Below are 14,070 nucleotides of genomic sequence, written 5' to 3' on the forward strand. Positions count from 1 at the left end.
AAAAGAAGAAGATATGACCAGTTCTCTGTATCCGTGGCAACAGGACGCGTGGCAGCAATTGCAAGCCTTGCGCCCGCGCATGCCGCACGCCATCCTGTTCCATGGCGCGCAAGGCATCGGCAAGGCCGACTTCATCGAGCATTTTGCGCAAGCGCTGCTGTGCGAAGACGTGCGCGCCGACGGCCATGCCTGCGGCGCCTGCGCCTCGTGCGGCTGGTTTAGCCAGGGCAACCATCCCGATTACCGCCGCGTGCGTCCGGAAGCGCTGGAAGACGAGGTGGCCGACGACGGCGAAGAGGGCGAGGGCGCGAAGAAAAGCGCCAAGACCAAGACGCCGTCGAAAGACATCAAGATCGAACAGATCCGCAACCTGGCCGACTTCATGAACATTTCCACGCACCGGCAAGGCTTGCGCGTGGTGGTGCTGTACCCGGCCGAGGCGCTCAACACGCCCGCCTCGAACGCCTTGCTGAAGACCCTGGAAGAGCCGCCGCCGGGCACCTTGTTCCTGCTGGCCTCGAACAGCCTGGACCGCCTGCTGCCGACGATCTTGTCGCGCTGCAGGAAATTTGCCTTGCCCATGCCCAGCCACGAGCAAGCCTTGACGTGGCTCAAGCAACAAGGCTTGAACGATGCGGACAGCTGGCTGCGCGAGCAGGGCGGCGCGCCACTGGCGGCGCTGGCCCAGTCCGAATCGGGTGGTCGCGAGGAAACGGAACAGTTGCTGCAAGTGCTGGCCAATCCCGGCGTGGAAGCGGCCCTGAAGGCGGCCGACAAACTGCAGAAGGCGCCGCTGGCGCCGCTCGTGGCATCGCTCCAGCGCTGGCTGTACGACGTGTTTTCCGTTAAATTGTCCGGCACCATCCGCTACTACCCGCGCCACCGGCGCGAACTGGAAGCGCTGGCCGGGCGCATCAACGTCAGCCGCCTGATGGCCGCCATCAAGGCGGCGAATGAGCGCCGCGCGATTGCCGAACACCCTTTGTCGCCCAAGCTGTTCCTCGAAGACATGCTGCTAGACTACGCGTCAAGTTGCCAATGAAATCAAGAGTTTGCGTTACTGAGTTAATGTAAATTATCTCTGCGCCGTTTGCCACGCTTGACCCCCGGTGTTACAGTCAAGGCACTGAACAGCAACGGAGGCGTGCATGCAACGAGTCACTGGCATCGGCGGCATCTTTTTCCAGGCGCAAGACCCGGCCGCGCTGCGCGCCTGGTACCAGCGCCACCTGGGCCTGGACGTGCAGCCCTGGGGCGGCGCCGCCTTCACCTGGACGGACGCCGCTGGCCAGTCCACTGGCGGCACCACCATCTGGTCCGTGGCGGCCAAGGACAGCGAGCAGTTCGCGCCCGGCAAGGCGTCCTTCATGATCAATTACCGGGTCGACGACCTCGACGCGCTGCTGCAAGCGCTGCGCGACGAAGGCTGCACGGTGCTGGACAAGGCGCCCGACTCGGAATACGGCCAGTTCGGCTGGGTCATCGATCCCGAGGGCAACAAGGTGGAACTGTGGCAGCCGCCAGAAGGGCAGTAGGCGGGGCAATAGGCGAAACCTGCGCCATTCAGCGATAATACCGGCTCAGATAACGATCCCTATTGATTATGCGCGACATTATTGCTGGATTCCTACGTTTCCAAAAAGAGGTTTTTCCTGAGCGCCGCGAGTTGTTCAAGACCCTGGCCACAGGACAAACCCCGAAGGCCCTGTTCATTTCCTGCTCGGACAGCCGCATGGTGCCCGAACTGGTGACGCAGCGCGAGCCGGGCGAACTCTTCGTGATCCGCAACGCGGGCAACATCGTGCCTTCGTACGGCCCGGAGCCGGGCGGCGTCAGCGCCACGGTGGAGTTTGCCGTGTCCGCCCTGAACGTGAGCGACATCGTCATTTGCGGCCATTCCGATTGCGGCGCGATGAAGGCAATCGCCACCTGCGCCTGCCTCGATCACATGCCGGCCGTGCGCAGCTGGCTGCACCATGCGGATGCTGCGCGCATGATCAACGAATCGGTCGACCATCCGACGGAGCAGTCGCGCATCGACGGCATGGTGCGCGCCAACGTGGTCGCGCAACTGAATAACCTGCGCACGCATCCCTCGGTGGCGCTGGCCATGGCGCAGCATCGCCTGACCCTGCATGGCTGGGTGTACGACATCGAGAACGGCTCGCTCGACGCGCTCGACGAATCGACCGGCAACTTCGTTCCACTGGCCGAACATCCGGCCTCGCAGATGTAATCGGCTGCCAGCATCCGAACCGCCCCGGCAGGGGATGCGCGCCGCCGCCGTTCCCCTGCCAGTTTTTGCTCCCTCCGGTACAATCCCGCCTTATGTATATCGATTCCCATTGCCATATCAATTTCCCCGAGCTGGCCGCTCGCATGCCCGAGATCCTCGCCAAGATGGCCGAGAACAAGGTGACGCACGCGCTGTGCGTGTCCGTCGACTTGCCGGACTTTCCGCAGGTGCTGGCCCTGGCCGAGCAGTATCCGCATATCTTTGCCTCCGTTGGCGTGCATCCCGATTACGAGGACACGCCTGAACCGTCCGTGGACGACCTGGTGCGCCTGGCCGACCATCCGAAGATCATCGCCATCGGCGAGACGGGCCTCGATTATTTCCGCCTGACGGGTGACCTCGAGTGGCAGCGCGAGCGTTTCCGCACTCACATCAAAGCTTCAAGAATCACCCGTAAACCCTTGATTATTCACACAAGAGCGGCCAGCGAAGACACGATACGCATCATGCGCGAAGAGGGCGCGGGCGTGGCCGACGGCGGCGTGGCCGGCGTCATGCATTGCTTTACGGAATCGCTGGAAGTGGCGCGCGCCGCCATCGATATGGGTTTCTATATCTCGTTTTCCGGCATCGTCACGTTCAAGAGCGCCAAGGATTTGCAGGCCGTGGCGCTGGAAGTGCCGCTCGAGCGTATCCTGATCGAGACGGATTCGCCGTATCTGGCGCCCGTGCCGTTCCGCGGCCGCATGAACGAACCGGGCTACGTGGCCCACGTGGCCGAGTACCTGTCGACCCTGAAAGGCATTCCCCTGGACCAGGTGGCGAAACAGACGACGGACAATTTCTTCAAGCTATTCAATCAGTTGCCGTAACTTTTTAAGGTCCGACATGATGAAAAAACTCGCTGCGGCGATGCTGCTGTGCTGGGCGGCGACCGGCCAGGCGGCGCCGGAACCGGATGCCTTCTTCCGCGCCGTCTCCGTCAACAACGACAGCGGCGTGCGCGGCATGCTGGCTGACGGCATGAATCCGAACCAGCCTGACGCGCAGCGGGGCGACATTCCGCTCGTGCTGGCCCTGCGCGATGATGCGGACAAGGTGTTCAAGCTGCTGCTCGACGCACCCGGCATCGATATCGAGGCCCGTTCGGCCAACGGCAACACGGCGCTGATGATGGCCGCCTACAAGCACAAGCTGGACGCGGTGAACGCCTTGCTGGCCAAGGGTGCCAAGGTCAACCAGAGCGGCTGGACGGCGCTCCACTATGCGGCCTCGGCGGGCGACTTGCCCATCATGAAGATATTGCTCGACCGCGACGCCGTCGTTGATGCGCGCGCGCCTGCCAATATCACGCCGCTGATGTTTGCCGCCCGCGAAGGACAGGAGGGCGCCGTCAAGCTGCTGTTGTCCTGGGGCGCGGACGCCACCCTGAAGAGCGACCATGGCTGGACGGCCGTGCAGTTCGCCCAGGCCGGCGACAAGCCGGGCGTGGTCGCCATCATCGAAGCGGCCCAGAAGGCGCGCGCTGCCCGTAAATAGTTGTTCTGATAATATTTTCCATGCCAGCGCTGAAACTGGCATGGAATTGCCTCTCACCTCAGCCCTTTGTTCTCCCTGGCGATTAACGATAATGATCGTGTCGCATTAATCAGGAGATTGTTCGCATGGGCCATCACACCACCGTCAGGCGCCGGCTGTATTGTCGCCGCCCCTCGCGCAGCCCGTGCGATATCACTGCTTTCTGGAATGACAAAACCGATCGGCCATCGGAGCCAGACTCCAAGAGGACAGACATGCTGAATGAACGAGAAATCGAGAGTTGTTACCTGGGGCAATTTATCCCCGTCCATTACCACCACAATATGTTGATGGACCAGAACCGCATGCACGGGTTTAAGTCGGCGATCGATTACGCGGTGAAACCCGGCATGAAGGTGCTGGAACTGGGAGGCGGCACGGGCGTGCTGTCGTGGTTTGCGGCCGCGCGCGCCGACAAGGTCTGGTGCGTGGAGTTCAATCCCGACATGGTCCAGGAAGCGCGCAAGATGCTGGCGCTCAACCCGAACGGTGAAAAAGTCGAAGTCGTCCATGCGGACGCCTTCGAATACCTGCCGCCCGAGCACGTCGATGTGGTCATCTGCGAAATGATCCATGTGGGCATGCTGCGCGAAAAGCAGGTGGAAGTGATCGAATCGTTCAAGCGCCGCTACCTGGCCCGCTTCGGCGGCCCGCTGCCCATCTTCCTGCCCGAGGCCGTCATCATGGCCGTGCAGCCGATGCAGCAGGAATACGATTTCGAGGGGTTTTATGCGCCCATCGTGCAATTCCAGGAAACCACGGCCATCCACCCGGGCGTGCTGGAACTGGCGCCGCCGTCCGTCTACAGCATCATCGACTTCAGCCAGCCGACGGACAGCGTGTTCGGTTTCGACGGCAAGTTCGTCGTCGAGCGCAGCGGCACCTTGAACGCCTTGCGTTTCGTCACCAAGAATATCCTGGCCGTCGTGCCCGAGCGCTCGACCACCATCGACTGGCTGAACCACTACATGTGCCTGCCGCTGGCCGCGCCGGTGGCCGTGAAGGCGGGCGACGTGCTGCAGGTGAGCTTCCAGTACCGCGCGGGCGGCTCGATCCCCTCGCTGGAAACGTCGATCCGCGCGCAGGTGATCTATGACGTGAATCTGCAGCCTGCCACACAGAACGCCGTCTACGCCTGAGTATCATTGATTTAAAGATAACGCCGCAGCGATTTCATCCTGCGGCGTTTGTCCATTCAGGGTATATTCCGTCTATTACCACTGGACAGCTTTATTATCATGGAACAGATCGATCAGCGTTACCTCGTGCAACAGAACAAAATCAGCGACGGCGAGACCAAACCGCCCGTGTTTGCCAAGGTAATGCGCAGCAAGGAAGGCGTGTTTGAAGGCGTGTCCTTCATCAAGTCGAAGGACAAGGCTTCCATCCTGACCATCGAAGAGGCCAACCAGGCCATCAAATGGGCCGCCAGCAAGAAGCCGAACGCGCACGAGTACATCACGAAAGTGATTTGCGTCGGCCAGTAAGCCCCCGTTCATTCCCGTTTTTGCACCGTTCATCCCCGTAGCACGCAGTTCGTCGCACGGCCGTTGCCGCCCCTGCGGCGCTTGGCTATAGTGCCGTCACGGTAGCGGGGCAAGCACGGCTTGCTCCGCACATTTCATTCGAGGGGAACGCGATGCTGGGATTCGTGCTGTGGCTGCTGCTCTTGCTGGTGTGCTGGCCCCTGGCCTTGCTGGCTCTCGTGCTGTATCCGCTGGCCTGGCTGCTGTTGCTGCCATTTCGCCTGATCGGCATCGGCGTGGAAGGCGTGTTCGAATTGCTGCGCGCCATCGTCATGCTGCCGGCACGCGTGCTCGGTGGCGGGCGGCATTAAACTGGATTCCCCATAAAAAATGGCGCCGTCGGCGCCATTTTTTATGCGTGTACTGCTTACAGGTCGACCATGAAACCGGCGCCGATCGATTTCTGCGAATAGTTATAGTCGATCAGGCTCTGGCCATAGCCGGAGAACAGCTGCAGATAGCCTTTCAGGTTGGCTTTCAATGGGAAAGCCCAGCTGGCCTGCATCGAGCCATGCTTCTTGCTGAAATTGCGGCGCGCCGTCACGGCGTATTCATGGCCCTTGTTGCGGTAGCTCACGCGCAAGTCGCCATGCCCCATGTAATCGGTGATGTCGATATTGTCATTGTCCGTCGCGCTGTTGTCGAGGCGGTGCCAGATGCGGCCCGTGACGGCCAGGTTGTCTTTTTCCACGCCCAGCTCGGCATACACGCGGTTCCAGCTGCGCGACAGAGTCGAGGTCTGTCCATTCGACTGGTGCACGAGGCCCAGGTTCAGGTAATTGAATTCCAGGCCCGCGAAATTCTTGTTGATCGGCAAGATCAGCATCAGCTCCGGCTGGTAATTGGTCTCGCGGAAAGGGCTCGAAGCCTTGCGGTTATACGCTTGCCAGAAACTTTGCTGCGTGTAGCCGAACCACATGTCGATGGGCGTGCCGGCGATGTCTTCCAGCAGTTTCATCTTGAAACTCAGCTGGAAGGTCAATTCCACGTGCTGGCTCTTGATGCCGGCCGGCGTGAAATCCTGGAACGGTTCGTCGTTCGAGGCGTCGCTGTAATTGGCCAGCAACAGATAAGTGTCGCGGTGCGGGCGGAAGTTGAACAGGCCCCGCTTCGAAGCGTCGTTCAGTTCCCACGATTGCTGGGTGCGCGAAATCGGTGCTTCCGGCGGCGCCGCGCCAGCCTGCGCGATGGCGGGGATGGCGGCGTTGACGGCGTCCGGCGTGGCCACGCCCGGCGGGCTGACGGGCGTGATGGGAGCGACCTCGGCAGCCGCTGCCAGGGCCACGGCAGCGGTGGCAGGATCGCCGCCGGCGGCGATGGTGGCTTTTTCCGCCGCCTTGGCCAGGGTGTCGAAGCAGCCCAGGCGGGCGCTGGCGTCACCAAGCACGGCGCAACGCTGCATTTGCTGTTCCAGTTCGCCGGCCATGGCCAGCGCCGGCGACGCCAGCAGGGAGGAGAGGATTATTTTTCTTAGTTGGATGGTCATAGGCTGAGTGGGGCATGTCATTCGGTGCGCACCTGGGCTGCATGCCGGCGGCGTCGCCTTGCACGGTAATTCACCGTGCGTATTGATTTTGATTAATCTTTGCTGGATTAATAAAGTTGAAAGTATAGCCGAAACTCTTATTTGTCCTGTGCAACGCGCGTGCGCGTTAATGTCAGTGTTGCGCGCATGGTAAAAATCGGTTACCCGCTACCGCCAAAATCGATGTCTGCTACACTGGAAAACCGGCGCAAACACAGTCGTGCCGGGGCTAGCCATGGAGATTGTGATGACCCGCAAAACACCTATCGAGCGCTACCGCAACATCGGCATCAGCGCCCATATCGACGCCGGCAAGACCACCACCACCGAGCGCATCCTGTTTTATACGGGGGTCAATCACAAGATCGGTGAAGTGCACAATGGCGCCGCCACCATGGACTGGATGGAGCAGGAGCAGGAACGGGGCATCACCATCACCTCGGCCGCCACCACGGCGTTCTGGAAAGGCATGGCCGGCAACTTCCCCGAACACCGCATCAACATCATCGATACGCCCGGCCACGTGGATTTCACGATCGAGGTCGAGCGTTCGATGCGCGTGCTCGACGGCGCCGTGATGGTCTACGACGCCGTCGGCGGCGTGCAGCCGCAATCGGAAACCGTCTGGCGCCAGGCCAACAAATACCATGTGCCGCGCATCGCCTTCATCAACAAGATGGACCGGGTGGGGGCCGATTTCTTGCGCGTGCGCAAGCAGATCGCCGAGCGCCTGAAGGGCGTGGCGGTGCCCATCCAGCTGCCCATCGGCGCCGAAGAGCATTTCACGGGCGTCATCGACTTGCTGAAAATGCGCGCCATCACCTGGGACGACGCCAGCCAGGGAGTGCAGTTCAGCTATGGAGAGATTCCCGCCGAGCTGCTGGCGCAGGCGCGGGAGTGGCACGAGCACCTGGTCGAGCACGCTGCCGAGGCCACCACCGAGATGACGGAACGCTACCTGAATGGCGACACGTTCACCGAAGCGGAGCTCAAGCAGGCCTTGCGCGCGCGCACCATCCGCAACGAGATCGTGCCCATGCTGTGCGGCAGCGCCTTCAAGAACAAGGGCGTGCAGGCCATGCTCGACGCCGTCATCGAATACCTGCCGTCGCCGCTGGAAGTGCCGCCCATCATGGGCCACGACGAGCACGACAACGAGGTGGAGCGCCATCCGGCCGACGACGAGCATTTCTCGGCGCTGGCCTTCAAGATCATGACGGACCCGTTCGTGGGGCAGCTGACCTTCTTCCGCGTGTATTCGGGCGTGGTGAACTCGGGCGACATGGTCTACAACCCCACCAAGAGCGCGCGCGAGCGGCTGGGGCGCATCCTGCAGATGCATGCGAACGAGCGCAAGGAAATCAAGGAAGTGTATGCGGGCGACATCGCCGCCGCCGTGGGCCTGAAAGCCGTCACCACGGGCGACACCCTGTGCGCCATCGACCACATCATCGTGCTGGAAAAAATGATCTTCCCGGAACCCGTGATTTCCCAGGCCGTCGAACCGAAGACCAAGCCGGACCAGGAAAAGATGGGCATCGCCCTGAACCGTCTGGCGCAGGAAGACCCGTCGTTCAGGGTGCATACGGACGAGGAATCGGGCCAGACCATCATGTCGGGCATGGGCGAACTGCACCTGGAAATTCTGGTGGACCGCATGCGGCGCGAATTCGGCGTGGAAGCCAATGTCGGCAAGCCGCAGGTGGCGTACCGTGAAACCATCACACGCGCGGTGGAAGATATCGAGGGCAAGTTCGTCAAGCAATCTGGCGGACGGGGCCAGTACGGCCACGTGGTGCTGAAACTCGAACCGCTGGAGCCGGGCACGGGATACCAGTTCGTCGACGCCATCAAGGGCGGCGTCGTGCCGCGCGAATTCATTCCCGCCGTCGACAAGGGCATCATCGAAACCCTCAAATCGGGCGTGCTGGCCGGCTATCCGGTCGTCGACGTCAAGGCCACGTTGACGTTCGGCTCCTACCACGACGTCGATTCCAATGAAAACGCGTTTCGCATGGCCGGCTCCATCGCCTTCAAGGACGGCATGCGCAAGGCGTCGCCCGTGCTGCTGGAACCGATGATGCAGGTGGAGGCGGAAACGCCGGAAGAATTCATGGGCAACGTCATGGGCGACCTGACGGCCCGGCGCGGCATGGTGCAGGGCGTCGACGACATTCCCGGCGGCGCGGGGCGCATCGTCAAGGCCCTCGTGCCGCTGGCGGAAATGTTCGGCTATTCCACCACCCTGCGCTCGCTGACCCAGGGCCGCGCCACGTACACGATGGAATTCAAGCATTATGCGGCAGTGCCCAAGCATATCCTGGACCAGGTAGCATCGGCTGGCAAGGCCAGGTAGGTCGGATTAGCGGGGCAACGCCCCGCGTAATCCGACACCACCACCGGCCATGCCAACAATGTTGTCGGCTTACGCGCCTTGCGCTAAGCCGACCTACGCATCAATTCAGGAGGTTTTGCGCAATGATGGCATCGGCCATCTTCTCCGCCTCGTCCACGGGCTGGCTTAGCGCCTGGGTCGTGTAGACGGTGGATGCCGCCATCGGCTGGTCCAGGGTCGCCCCTTCGCCATGGCTGGTGTCGACCGTCACCGTGGTCGACAGGCCGATGCGCAGCGGGTGGGCGGCCAGCTCTTTCGGGTCCAGCGTGATGCGCACGGGCACGCGCTGTACCACCTTGATCCAGTTGCCCGTGGCGTTTTGCGCTGGCAACAGCGAAAACGCGCTGCCCGTGCCGGCCGACATGCCCAGCACCTTACCGTGGTAGACGACTTTGCTGCCATACAAATCCGTTTCGATGGTCGCCGCCTGTCCCACGCGGATATTGCGCAATTCGGATTCCTTGAAGTTCGCGTCGACCCATAACTGGTCGAGCGGCACGATGGACATCAGCGGCGTACCCGGTGTGACGTGCGAGCCCAGCTGCACGCTGCGCTTGGCGACATAGCCCGAGACGGGCGCGACCACGGCATTGCGGCGCACGGCCAGCCACGCCTGCAGCACGTCGCCCTTGGCCGACAGCACGGCCGGATGGCTGGCCAGGTTCACGCCGGTCACGCCCGCTTTGGCGGACTCGGCCTGGCGCTGGGCCACGATCAAGGCCGCTTTGGCGTCGTCGACGGCCTGTTTCGCATGAACAAGGTCTTCGCCCGAGATCGTGTGATCCGCCGCCAGCGGCGCGCGGCGCGCCAGGTTGCCCTGCGCCGTGGCCAAGGCCAGGCGGCGCTGCTCGATGACGGCGTCGAACTGTCCCACGCTGGCATAACGCTCGCGTTCCTGGCGCACGACGTTGCCCAACCGTGCCTGCGCCTGGCTCAGGGCCAGGTCCGCATCGATGGCGTTCAGGGTGATCAGCGGCGCGCCCGCTTTCACCATCTGCGTCTCGTCGGCGCGGATGGCGTCGACATTGCCCGTCACTTGCGCGGACAGGGTGACGAGGTTGCCGCCCACGTAGGCATTGTCCGTCACTTCTTCCCTGGACAGCACCAGTTGATAGTAGGCGGTCCAGGCGGCGCCGGCCACGAGAAAGGCGGCCGTGATGGCGATCAGGACGGCCTTGCGTTTGCCCGGCTGTTCGGTGGAGGTGGTTGTGGTGTCGCTGCTCATGATGTATTCCGTAATCGATCGTTATTGTTGAGTCGTCGTGGCGGCAAAGTCGCTGCTGCCCCGGTAGCCGCCGCCCAGGGCCACGGTCAGGCTGATTTCCGCGTTCTGGCGCTGGTTTTGCAGCTGCATGCCCAGGTCCACCTGGCCGCGCACGGTCATTTCCGCGTTCAGTTGCGTGGCGCGGTCGGCCAGCCCTTGCTTGAGTCGCGCATTCGCGTTGCGCAGCTGCGCTTCGCTGGCGCGCAGGTTGTCCTGCTGCAGCCGCAGCTGGTTTTCCACGCCTTGTACCCTGGCACCGGCCTGCGCCACGTCGCGCACGACATTGAAGACGTTCTGGTTGTAGTCGGCGATCAGTTCGTTGCGTTCGCTGCGCGCGCCGGCAAGCTGGGCCTGCAGGCGGCCGCTGTCGAACAGGGGCAAGGACAGGGCCGGGCCGATGAACAGGGTGCGGCTGCCGGACTGCAGCAGCTTGCCCAGTTTGATGGCATCGAGGCCGAACGAGGCGCCCAGGTCGATATCGGGGTAGAACGATGCCTGCGCCGCCTCGATCTTGCTCATCGATGCTTGCACTCGCCAGCGCGCCGCCTGCAAGTCGGGCCGGCGCGCCAGCAATTCCATGCCCAGCTTGCCGGGCAGGGCGTGCGGCAGCGCCTGGGCAACTTTTGGCTGCAGGCCGGCCAGCGCCGAGCTGTCGCCGCCGAGCAGGGCGCGCAAGGCTTCCCGTTCCGTGACGACCTGCGTCTCCAGCAGGGCAATTTGTTGCTGCAGCAGGCTCAAACGCGTTTGCGCGGACAGATGGTCGTCGCTGACGCCGAGGCCGTTGGCGATGCGCTTTTCCTTGTCCAGCACCAGCAGCTGTTGCAGTTGCACCAGCGCATGCAGGTTGTCCATGCGGGCCCAGCCGTTTTGCATGCTGAAGTAGTGGCGTGCGATCTCGGCCGCCAGCATCTGTTCGGCCATCGCATACTCGGCGCGGCGGGCGTTGACTTCACCGAGGCTGGCGGCGATCTGCGCCTTGTGCTTGCCCCACCAGTCCAGGTCGTAATGGGCTTGCACGCCCACCGTGACCTCGTTGTAGTAATTGCCGCCGATGGGGGCGGGCATCAGGCCGTTGCCCGAATAGCGCTGGCGGCTGGCGTTCGCGCCCAGGTCCAGCCTGGGGCCGCGCTGCGCGTGTTGCGCGTCAAACGCGGACAGGGCCGAGCCGATGCGGGCATTCGCCACAGCCAGGTTCGGGCTGGCGGCCAGCGCCTGTTCGATCAGCTGGTCCAGCTGATCGTCCTGGAACTGGCGCCACCACTGGGCGGCGGGCCAGCCTTCGCTGGCCAGGTGGATGTCGGCCGCCAATTGCACGGTGGCCAGGTCTTGCTGCGGCAGCTGTTGCGTGTCGGGCGCAATGCTGGCGCAGCCGGCCAGGGATAAGCTTAGCGCCAGGACGCTCAGGGAGAGTTTCATCGGTGTGTGCATGAGGGTTATTCCATGGCCGCGTGGTCGACCACGACAGGCGCATTTTTCTTCGGTGGTTTAATCAGGAGCAAGAGCGGCAGCACGAGGATGGTCAGCCACATCATCAGCCAGAAGTCGTCGAGGTAGGCGATCATCGACGCCTGCCGCGTGATTTCGCCATTCAGCGCCGCCATGCCCGTGCTCGTGCCCAGGTCGAACACCTGGGCGATGCCGGGGTCATGCAGGGCCGGGTTGGCGATAGTGATGTGTTCCGTCAGGGACGCATGGGCGATCTGCGTATTGCGCACCAACAAGGTCTGCACGAGGGCGATGCCGATGCTGCTGCCGATATTGCGCACCAGACTGTAGATTGCCGTGCCTTCCGCCCGCATCTGCGGCGACAGGGTGGCGAACGTGGCCGCGCTCAGGGGCACGAACACGAGGCCCAGGCCGATGCCCTGGATGATGCCGTTCCATACGACCGTCTTCGGCACCAGGTCCAGGGTGAAATTGGCCATCTGCCACAGCGAAAACGCGGTAATCGAAAAGCCCACGCCCAGCAGGATGCGCGTATCGATCTTGCCCGTCAGCCTGCCGACGATCAGCATGGCCAGCATCGTGCCCAGGCCGCTGGGCGCCGTCACCAGGCCGGCAATGGCCGCCGGGTAATTCATCAAGCCTTGCAGCATCGACGGCGTCAGCGCGCGGGTGGCGAACAGCACCATGCCGACGATGAAGATGAACAGCAGGCCGCTCACATAGTTCGAATTCTTCAGCAGGCGGTAGTCGAGGAAGGACTTGCCGGCCGGGCGCAGGGCCGTGTGGGCGATGAAGTAACACAGGCTCATGGCCAGCACGATGGCTTCGATCCACGTTTCCGTGGAGGAAAACCAGTCGTTCTGCTCGCCCCGGTCCAGCAGCATCTGCAGCGCGCCGATGGACAGGCTGAGCGTCGCAAAGCCGAACATGTCAAAGTTCATGCGGCGGTTGGGCGGGTCCTTGCGGATGTAGCGCCAGATGCCATAGAAGGCCATGGCGCCGATGGGGATGTTGATGAAGAAGACCCAGCGCCAGCTGTAGCTGTCCGTCAGCCAGCCGCCCAAGGTTGGTCCCAGGATGGGGCCGATCATCACGCCCATGCCCCAGATGGCCATGGCCGAGCCGTGTTTTTCGCGTGGATTGATGTCGAGCAAGACCGCCTGCGACAGCGGCACGAGGGCCGCGCCGAATACGCCCTGCAGCAAACGGGCGGCAACGATCTCGGACAGGGTGCCGGACAGGCCGCACAGCACGGAGGCGAGCGTGAAACCGGCGACCGACACGAGAAAGGTGTTTTTCTGGCCGAAACGGTCGCACAGCCAGCCCGTCAGGGGCGTGGCGATGGCGGCGGCGACGATGAACGAGGTCAGCACCCAGGTGATCTGGTCTTGCGAGGCGGACAGGCTGCCCTGCATGTGGGGCAGGGCGACGTTGGCGATGGTGCCGTCGAGCGCCTGGATGATGGTGGCGAGCATGATCGAAATCGTGATCATGCGCCGGTTCAAGGTAGGGTCCTGTGAAGCGGGCAGCGCCGGTGTGGCGCTGGCTGTGGCCGAACTCATGCGGATTTCTCCGTGGCCGCCTGCAAGGCTTCCAGCAGTTCGGTGGCGGCCTGCAGCTGACCGGGATCAATGCCCTGCAATAGCTCCTTGCGGAAACCGTCCGCCTCCTTGCGCACCGTGTCGTACACCTGCAGGCCAGCTTCCGTCAGCACGACGAGTTTCACGCGGCGGTCCGTTTCCGACGGCTGGCGCTGCACGAAGCCCGATTTCACGAGCCGGTCCAGCATCGACACCATGGTGGGGTTTTCCACGCCTAGCTGATGGGCCAGTTCGCTTTGCGAGGGCGGCTGCGGCGATTTGGCGATCATGGCGATGCACATCCAGCTCGCTTGCCCCAGGTCCAGGTCCTTCAGGCGCCGGTCGATCGCATGGCGCCAGCCGCGCGCCGTCTTGTGGAGCGCGGCGGAAAAGCGCTCTTCGATAGAAATCATAAGGTGAGTCGTCTAATGGTTAGGTGTCTAACTAATATTCTAGCATGCGGGTTTGACAGGCGTACAGGTCTTTCCGTTTGCCGGCGCCGCTGGTACATTAACAGTGA

General features: G+C 62.8%; 14 protein-coding genes. 9 read left to right on the plus strand and 5 right to left on the minus strand.

Translation table 11 applies throughout. The annotated features are described in order from the left end of the window. The first annotated feature begins 13 nt into the window (after nucleotides 1-13). From AC1RBA_RS03390 to AC1RBA_RS03425, 8 genes are all read left to right on the plus strand, one after another. Entirely contained in the window at nucleotides 14-1,042 is a 1,029-nt protein-coding gene (locus tag AC1RBA_RS03390; RefSeq protein ID WP_070302470.1) for a DNA polymerase III subunit delta', read from the plus strand. 106 nt (nucleotides 1,043-1,148) lie between these two features. After that, nucleotides 1,149-1,535, plus strand: coding sequence for a VOC family protein (locus AC1RBA_RS03395; protein ID WP_492416578.1), 387 nt, complete (start codon nucleotides 1,149-1,151; stop codon nucleotides 1,533-1,535). A gap of 68 nt (nucleotides 1,536-1,603) precedes the next feature. Next, a complete protein-coding gene (locus AC1RBA_RS03400; RefSeq protein ID WP_034756156.1) occupies nucleotides 1,604-2,236 on the plus strand; it encodes a carbonic anhydrase in 633 nt (210 codons plus the stop codon). Between the two features lie 92 nt (nucleotides 2,237-2,328). After that, entirely contained in the window at nucleotides 2,329-3,108 is a 780-nt protein-coding gene (locus AC1RBA_RS03405) for a TatD family hydrolase (RefSeq protein ID WP_230503047.1), read from the plus strand. 16 nt (nucleotides 3,109-3,124) lie between these two features. After that, nucleotides 3,125-3,775, plus strand: a complete 651-nt coding sequence (locus AC1RBA_RS03410) for an ankyrin repeat domain-containing protein (RefSeq protein WP_492416580.1) — start codon at nucleotides 3,125-3,127, stop codon at nucleotides 3,773-3,775. A 254-nt stretch (nucleotides 3,776-4,029) separates the two neighbouring features. Next, the gene (locus AC1RBA_RS03415) at nucleotides 4,030-4,953 is read left to right on the plus strand and encodes a class I SAM-dependent methyltransferase (protein WP_492416582.1); all 924 of its coding nucleotides are present in this window, start codon (nucleotides 4,030-4,032) and stop codon (nucleotides 4,951-4,953) included. A gap of 99 nt (nucleotides 4,954-5,052) precedes the next feature. Continuing rightward, nucleotides 5,053-5,301, plus strand: coding sequence for a hypothetical protein (locus AC1RBA_RS03420; RefSeq protein ID WP_070218342.1), 249 nt, complete (start codon nucleotides 5,053-5,055; stop codon nucleotides 5,299-5,301). Between the two features lie 152 nt (nucleotides 5,302-5,453). Next, nucleotides 5,454-5,651, plus strand: a complete 198-nt coding sequence (locus tag AC1RBA_RS03425; protein ID WP_070218341.1) for a hypothetical protein — start codon at nucleotides 5,454-5,456, stop codon at nucleotides 5,649-5,651. Nucleotides 5,652-5,707: 56 nt separating this feature from the next. Here the strand turns inward: AC1RBA_RS03425 and AC1RBA_RS03430 are convergent, their stop codons facing one another. Further along, complete coding sequence (locus tag AC1RBA_RS03430; protein WP_070311856.1) at nucleotides 5,708-6,826, minus strand: phospholipase A; 1,119 nt, start codon at nucleotides 6,824-6,826, stop codon at nucleotides 5,708-5,710. Between the two features lie 286 nt (nucleotides 6,827-7,112). On the opposite strand from AC1RBA_RS03430, the gene fusA reads away from it, so the two are divergent. Beyond that, the gene (fusA, locus tag AC1RBA_RS03435; protein ID WP_230503051.1) at nucleotides 7,113-9,221 is read left to right on the plus strand and encodes an elongation factor G; all 2,109 of its coding nucleotides are present in this window, start codon (nucleotides 7,113-7,115) and stop codon (nucleotides 9,219-9,221) included. A gap of 100 nt (nucleotides 9,222-9,321) precedes the next feature. Here the strand turns inward: fusA and AC1RBA_RS03440 are convergent, their stop codons facing one another. From AC1RBA_RS03440 to AC1RBA_RS03455, 4 genes are read right to left on the minus strand one after another with little or no spacing between them, the layout of a single operon-like run. Beyond that, on the minus strand, nucleotides 9,322-10,485 hold the full coding sequence (locus AC1RBA_RS03440) for an HlyD family secretion protein (RefSeq protein WP_070218339.1): 1,164 nt from the start codon (nucleotides 10,483-10,485) through the stop codon (nucleotides 9,322-9,324). A 21-nt stretch (nucleotides 10,486-10,506) separates the two neighbouring features. Beyond that, nucleotides 10,507-11,952: an efflux transporter outer membrane subunit gene (locus tag AC1RBA_RS03445; RefSeq protein ID WP_492416585.1), complete on the minus strand. Its 1,446-nt coding sequence runs from the start codon at nucleotides 11,950-11,952 to the stop codon at nucleotides 10,507-10,509. Between the two features lie 5 nt (nucleotides 11,953-11,957). Continuing rightward, the gene (locus tag AC1RBA_RS03450; RefSeq protein WP_070311853.1) at nucleotides 11,958-13,532 is read right to left on the minus strand and encodes a DHA2 family efflux MFS transporter permease subunit; all 1,575 of its coding nucleotides are present in this window, start codon (nucleotides 13,530-13,532) and stop codon (nucleotides 11,958-11,960) included. Beyond that, nucleotides 13,529-13,963, minus strand: coding sequence for a MarR family winged helix-turn-helix transcriptional regulator (locus AC1RBA_RS03455; RefSeq protein WP_070218336.1), 435 nt, complete (start codon nucleotides 13,961-13,963; stop codon nucleotides 13,529-13,531). Before AC1RBA_RS03455 ends, AC1RBA_RS03450 begins: the two co-directional genes overlap by 4 nt. Nucleotides 13,964-14,070: the final 107 nt, after the last annotated feature.

The organism is Janthinobacterium sp. GW823-FHT03B06 (assembly GCF_058796955.1).

What these genes read in the sequence shown, in the direction of transcription:
- AC1RBA_RS03425 (WP_070218341.1), top strand. Translation starts at nt 5,454, where the DNA reads ATGCTGGGATTCGTGCTGTGGCTGCTGCTCTTGCTGGTGTGCTGGCCC.
- AC1RBA_RS03450 (WP_070311853.1), bottom strand. Translation starts at nt 13,532, where the DNA reads ATGAGTTCGGCCACAGCCAGCGCCACACCGGCGCTGCCCGCTTCACAG.
- AC1RBA_RS03410 (WP_492416580.1), top strand. Translation starts at nt 3,125, where the DNA reads ATGATGAAAAAACTCGCTGCGGCGATGCTGCTGTGCTGGGCGGCGACC.
- AC1RBA_RS03440 (WP_070218339.1), bottom strand. Translation starts at nt 10,485, where the DNA reads ATGAGCAGCGACACCACAACCACCTCCACCGAACAGCCGGGCAAACGC.
- AC1RBA_RS03430 (WP_070311856.1), bottom strand. Translation starts at nt 6,826, where the DNA reads ATGACCATCCAACTAAGAAAAATAATCCTCTCCTCCCTGCTGGCGTCG.
- AC1RBA_RS03415 (WP_492416582.1), top strand. Translation starts at nt 4,030, where the DNA reads ATGCTGAATGAACGAGAAATCGAGAGTTGTTACCTGGGGCAATTTATC.
- AC1RBA_RS03390 (WP_070302470.1), top strand. Translation starts at nt 14, where the DNA reads ATGACCAGTTCTCTGTATCCGTGGCAACAGGACGCGTGGCAGCAATTG.
- AC1RBA_RS03400 (WP_034756156.1), top strand. Translation starts at nt 1,604, where the DNA reads ATGCGCGACATTATTGCTGGATTCCTACGTTTCCAAAAAGAGGTTTTT.
- AC1RBA_RS03420 (WP_070218342.1), top strand. Translation starts at nt 5,053, where the DNA reads ATGGAACAGATCGATCAGCGTTACCTCGTGCAACAGAACAAAATCAGC.
- AC1RBA_RS03445 (WP_492416585.1), bottom strand. Translation starts at nt 11,952, where the DNA reads ATGCACACACCGATGAAACTCTCCCTGAGCGTCCTGGCGCTAAGCTTA.
- AC1RBA_RS03405 (WP_230503047.1), top strand. Translation starts at nt 2,329, where the DNA reads ATGTATATCGATTCCCATTGCCATATCAATTTCCCCGAGCTGGCCGCT.
- fusA (WP_230503051.1), top strand. Translation starts at nt 7,113, where the DNA reads ATGACCCGCAAAACACCTATCGAGCGCTACCGCAACATCGGCATCAGC.
- AC1RBA_RS03455 (WP_070218336.1), bottom strand. Translation starts at nt 13,963, where the DNA reads ATGATTTCTATCGAAGAGCGCTTTTCCGCCGCGCTCCACAAGACGGCG.
- AC1RBA_RS03395 (WP_492416578.1), top strand. Translation starts at nt 1,149, where the DNA reads ATGCAACGAGTCACTGGCATCGGCGGCATCTTTTTCCAGGCGCAAGAC.